Below are 1,858 nucleotides of genomic sequence, written 5' to 3'. Positions count from 1 at the left end.
CACCGAGCGAGAGCCGCAGGATCGGGCACGTTAACCTTGGTGGAGAAAGAATGAACGCGTTCGGAATACTAAATTGAATTCAGTCAGTTGCCCGTTTTCGCACGCGTGCGACAGGCGTGCGCGTGCATCCTCGAAGGGAGCTGTCAGATCGGCGGCAGGCGCGGCGGGTGGTTGGCGACGGCGAGGCCGAGGGCGGCGGACATGGCGAGGATGGCGATGAACTGGTGCCAGACCCGCCGCCGCGCCAGCGCCAGCACCAGCCCGGCGCCGCCCATGCGGTACCGGCGCACGGCGAGGGCGAGGCGGAGCTTGGAGTAGCCGATGACCCCGAGCGGCAGCAGCAGCGCGAAGGCGGCCTGCGCCGCCTCCATGCCGAGGCCGAAGCCGATCACGAAGAGCGTGGCGAGGGCGAAGCCGCCGAGGGCCGCGATCGGCACGCCGAGGAGGTCGTAGAGCCCGGCGATGCGGGCGGCGGCGAGATGCGCCAGCAGGTCCACCCGCCCGGCGATCTCCGGCTCGGCGCGGGCGCGGTGCAGCATGTCGAGCGGCACCCCGAGCGTGCGGTAGCAGGCGAGCGTCCAGACGACCGCGTGCAGCACCCAGTACCAGATGCTGAGGAAGCTCGCCGCGGCAAGGGTCTGGATCAAGGGCTCTCCCCACGAGGGCGCCCGCCCCTTCCACCGCAGCCGCCGGCCGGCGTCAACCCGCGGCGGCGCGGCATCGTGAACGGCGGCTTTGCGCTTGAGGGGCGGGCGGCGCCATGCCAAACCCGGGGCATGAGCCTCGCCCCCTTCCCGCTCGGCCGCCCGCGCCGGCTGCGCCGCACCCCCTGGATCCGCGATCTCGTCGCCGAGACGCGGCTCGGCCCGGCCGACCTCATCTGGCCGATCTTCGTCCGCGAGGGGGTGGACGTCGCCGAGCCGGTGGCCTCGCTGCCGGGGGTGGAGCGGCTGAGCGTCGACCGCGCGGTCCGGGCGGCGGAGGAGGCGGCCGGGCTCGGCGTGCCCTGCCTCGCGCTCTTCCCCTATACCGAGGCGGCCGACAAGAACCCGGAGGCGACCGAGGCCTGGAACCCGGAGAACCTGGTCTGCCGGGCGACCCGCGCGATCAAGGCGGCGGTGCCGGAGGTCGGCATCCTGCTCGACGTCGCGCTCGACCCCTACAATTCCGACGGGCACGACGGGCTGGTGCGCGACGGCCTGGTGCTCAACGACGAGACGCTGGCGGCGCTCGAGAAGATGGCGCTGGTGCAGGCCGAGGCCGGCTGCGACATCCTCGGGCCGTCCGACATGATGGACGGCCGGATCGGGGTGATCCGCCGGGCGCTCGAGTCGCAGGGCTTCTCCGACACGGCGATCATGAGCTATTCGGCCAAGTACGCCTCCTGCTTCTACGGCCCCTTCCGCGACGCGGTCGGCTCGGCGGGCGCGCTGCAGGGCGACAAGAAGACCTACCAGATGGACGCCGCCAACAGCGACGAGGCGCTGCGCGAGGTGGCGGCCGACCTCGCCGAGGGCGCCGACATGGTGATGGTGAAGCCGGGCCTGCCCTATCTCGACGTCTGCGCCCGGGTGAAGGCCGAGTTCGGCGTGCCGGTCTTCGCCTACCAGGTCTCGGGCGAATACGCGATGATCGAGGCCGCCGCCCGGAGCGGCTGGATCGACGGCGAGCGGGCGATGCTCGAGACGCTGCTCGCCTTCCGCCGCGCCGGCTGCGACGGCATCCTCACCTACTTCGCCCCCCGCGCCGCCCGCCTGCTGCGCGGCTGAGCTCCTCGTTCACGGCGTATCGCGGGACGCCCTGTCCAACCGCCGCTCCAGGACGAAGAGGGCAGCGCCCGACCCGGCGGGCGAGAAGC

Annotated in this window: 2 protein-coding genes; one reads left to right on the top strand and one right to left on the bottom strand. The window is 72.6% G+C overall.

The features are described 5' to 3' along the window. Positions 1 to 143: 143 nt before the first annotated feature. Positions 144 to 647, bottom strand: coding sequence for a hypothetical protein (locus Q0112_RS08655; protein ID WP_297974006.1), 504 nt, complete (start codon positions 645 to 647; stop codon positions 144 to 146). Positions 648 to 776: 129 nt separating this feature from the next. Between Q0112_RS08655 and hemB the strand changes: the two genes are divergently transcribed. Further along, positions 777 to 1,769 (top strand): porphobilinogen synthase, encoded by a 993-nt coding sequence (gene hemB / locus Q0112_RS08650; RefSeq protein ID WP_297974003.1) that lies wholly within the window; start codon positions 777 to 779, stop codon positions 1,767 to 1,769. The last annotated feature ends 89 nt before the right edge of the window (positions 1,770 to 1,858 follow it).

The organism is uncultured Amaricoccus sp. (genome assembly GCF_937858865.1).
Taxonomy (GTDB): domain Bacteria; phylum Pseudomonadota; class Alphaproteobacteria; order Rhodobacterales; family Rhodobacteraceae; genus Amaricoccus.
This window is presented reverse-complemented; position numbering and strand designations above follow the sequence as displayed.